Below are 3,081 nucleotides of genomic sequence, written 5' to 3' on the forward strand. Positions count from 1 at the left end.
ACGATCGTGTCGTCGAGCTCCAGCACGAAGATGCGCAACAGCCCGAGGTCGGCCAGCACCGAAGTAAGCGCGGCAAGAACCGGCGAGCCCTTATCGAACAGATCCGAGGCGCGACCATGGCGAGCGAGCCAGAGCCGCTTCAACGTCGCGACGCGCTCGAGCACCGGCTCTCGCGGCTCCGCCGAGTCCAGCAGCCGGAAACGCAATGCACCGCTTTCTTCCATGAACTTGCGGCCACGACGATAGTTCTGCCGGCCCTTCTTGGACAACGTCTCGAACCATTCCGCCCCACGCTGCCAGGAGCCAGCGACACGATAGCTGATTTCGGTGCGGTGATTGGGCCGAAGCGCCTTGCCATGAGCCGGTTCCAGCAGGGCATGAACACCGGCATCCGGCAGCAGACGGTTGAGATAGATCAGGTCGAAGCCACCCTGGTCAAAAACATACTGCCAGAGGCGGGAGATCGCCCGCGGGTCGCTGTCGGGTGCAACCAGCGCGTCGCCATAGTCACTGTGATCCTTCGCCGCCCATTCGAGTATGCGGATGCCGGAACGCCTGAAGGTCGCGAGCGCTATCACGCCATCGAGCCGGTCGCCGTTCCAGGCAAGCCCAATCCTGAGCGCGCGCCGCTCCTGCTGCGGGGTGGTGCGCCACCAGGCCGCGATCCAGTCCGGGTGCTGGAAGACAAGCCCGCCAGCCCACTGCCAGAGCGCCCTCCAGGCCGGTGCGATCTCGGCCAGGCGCGCCGCCGACGTCACGACTTCGAAGGTGTGTGTCCGCGGGATTGCGAGCACAACGGGACCGTTCATGGCCGTGTCCCCTCCGACGCTCGCGAGGTGCGTGACCGTGGCTTTCCAGGCCGGATGCGCCTGGCGATATGTCCCCACATCCGCTTCAGCGGCATGACGTAGAGGCCTGCGAGCGACTGATAGTCGCGCACATCGCGGTCGACCAGCCCGAACGTGAAGTCCTCGTCAGGCCTCGGCACACACAATGTTCCGAAGAGCCGGTCCCAGAACGAGAAGAGCAGCCCGAAGTTCTTGTCGTAGTGGCGCGGATCGACGCTGTGATGCAACTGATGCCAGTGGGGACACAGGATCAAATGGTTGAGCGGGCCGAACGAGATCTTGAAATGCGTGTGCCTGACGAAATCCATCATCAGGATGTTACGCATGACATAGACGTTGACGCCAAAAACGGTCAGTTCGACAAGGTTCAGCGAAATCAGCGACCAGATGCCGAAGCAGAACCCTACGATGATGCCATCCCAGGCTCGGTTCATCAACTCGTCGAGCGGATGGACCCGGTCCTTGGTGATCCCGACCATCACCTCGGCCGAGTGATGCACCTTGTGCAGTTCCCAGAGCAGCGGATAGCGATGCTGCGCGACGTGATAGAGATAATAGGAAATGTCGTAGGCGAGGAGCATGCTGACGGTGAAGATCAGAACCGTCACCGGCCCTGCCGGCCCCTCGGTCAGAGGCGGCTGGAAGTGGAGCAGTGTCGAAAACAGCCAGTTGGTCCCATACCCCACCGCTGTGACGAAGACGATTCCGGCGGGCAGCATCAGGAAAGGCATCAGGGCCTTCTTCGTGACCCAGAACAGAAGGTCGGCCTTCGCGGAGGGATGGGTGATGACCTCGTGCGGGATGACGAACTCGAAGAACTCCTTCCAGCTCTTCTCCTCGACCGTGCGCCAATAGGCTACAAGCGCGCTGACAAAGGCAGTCAGCAGCAAAAGCCCGGTCGCCAGCAGACTGGTGCCCGAAATCTTGTCGAGGATCTTGCCAACCAGATCGTCCAGCATTCCTACCGCCACGGTGAATCCCAAACACCAACACGCCTTTACTCGAAAAACGTCAACTAAACGCAATCGAACAGAGTTAAGAAACCCGAGCCTTACTCTGGGAGCTACAGGCCGCTCCTGGCAGAACATTGGAGTTCGTCGCCAACGATTTCGCGACATGGCGTCCGCGTCCAGGAGATTTACGCGCAACCCCGTGCCCGTGCTGCGTGCATTCGGCGCCGCGCGGTCGACCCGGCAAGCCTTTGTTAACCCTAATAATGTGTAATCAGGCTTGTCGTTGGTCCCGTAACGAAAGCCTGGTCCCCGTGAAACCAACCGGTCAGTCAGCTGTCTTCGGCAGGCGCAAGGAACCGCACACGGTCATCATCGCCCGCGGCAACGAGATAAGGCATTTCACCATCCGCCCCTGGCTCGCCGCCTTCCTCGGCTCGGCCCTGGCGGCGATCGCCATCGGCTATCTGCTTGCCACGTCCTATCTGGTGTTGCGCGACGACCTGATCGGCGCCACGACGGCCAGGCAGGCGCGCATGCAGCAGGCCTATGAGGACCGCATCTCGGCCCTTCGTGCCCAGGTCGACCGCATTACCAGCCGCCAGCTTCTCGACCAGCAGCTGATGGAAACCAAGGTCAGCGAACTCTTGGCCAGGCAGACCCAGCTCAGCGAGCGCCACGGGCGGCTCGGCCCGATCCTCGAGCGCGCCGAGAACGAGGTCGGCGACGCGCCCGCGGCAGGCGCCGCGGCGGCCAAACGCGATGAACCCGCAGAGGTCACCGGCAGCCTCTCTCAGGCGCCGACCTATTCCGTCGCATCCTTGAGCGCCGGTGACACCAGGCCCTTCTCGCTCTGGTCGACAAGATCCGATCCGCTCGATGCTGAAACGGCCGCCGATCGCGCCGACAAGCTGTTCGTCTCGATCAACGCTTCGCTGAAGGCCATCGAGAGCCAGCAGCTCTCGCGCATCACCACGCTTGCCGACAGCGCCTACAAGAATGCCGATGCCATAACCCAGGCGCTGGAAGCCGCGGGCCTGCCGGTCGACAGCGAGCTCAACAAGAGCGATGTCGGCGGCCCACTGGTGCCGCTCGATCCCTCGCTGGTTTTCGACAGCAGGGTCAAGGAACTGGACGAGGCGCTCGACGCGCTTGACGGAGTCAAGAAGGAGGCGCGCAAGCTGCCGCTCGCCAACCCCGCCCCTGGCCATCCAGTGACCAGCCCGTTTGGCGTACGCACGGACCCGATCCTGGGCAGCGCCGCCCTGCACACGGGCATGGAT

General features: G+C 62.8%; 3 protein-coding genes. 1 reads left to right on the forward strand and 2 read right to left on the reverse strand.

The annotated features are described in order from the left end of the window. Positions 1 to 809 (reverse strand): GNAT family N-acetyltransferase (locus tag EOA27_RS29350; RefSeq protein WP_127257868.1); only part of this gene is annotated, 809 nt, incomplete at its 3' end. Continuing rightward, the gene (locus EOA27_RS29355; protein ID WP_126082458.1) at positions 806 to 1,807 is read right to left on the reverse strand and encodes a sterol desaturase family protein; all 1,002 of its coding nucleotides are present in this window, start codon (positions 1,805 to 1,807) and stop codon (positions 806 to 808) included. The genes EOA27_RS29355 and EOA27_RS29350, both read right to left, overlap by 4 nt. 305 nt (positions 1,808 to 2,112) lie before the next feature. Between EOA27_RS29355 and EOA27_RS29360 the strand changes: the two genes are divergently transcribed. Then, the coding region (locus EOA27_RS29360) for a M23 family peptidase (RefSeq protein ID WP_127257870.1) at positions 2,113 to 3,081 on the forward strand (969 nt) is incomplete at its 3' end.

The organism is Mesorhizobium sp. M2A.F.Ca.ET.037.01.1.1, from assembly GCF_003998075.1.
GTDB lineage: Bacteria > Pseudomonadota > Alphaproteobacteria > Rhizobiales > Rhizobiaceae > Mesorhizobium.

Excerpts from the sequence above, each read along its gene's own strand:
- EOA27_RS29355 (WP_126082458.1), bottom strand. The coding sequence starts at position 1,807 with ATGCTGGACGATCTGGTTGGCAAGATCCTCGACAAGATTTCGGGCACC.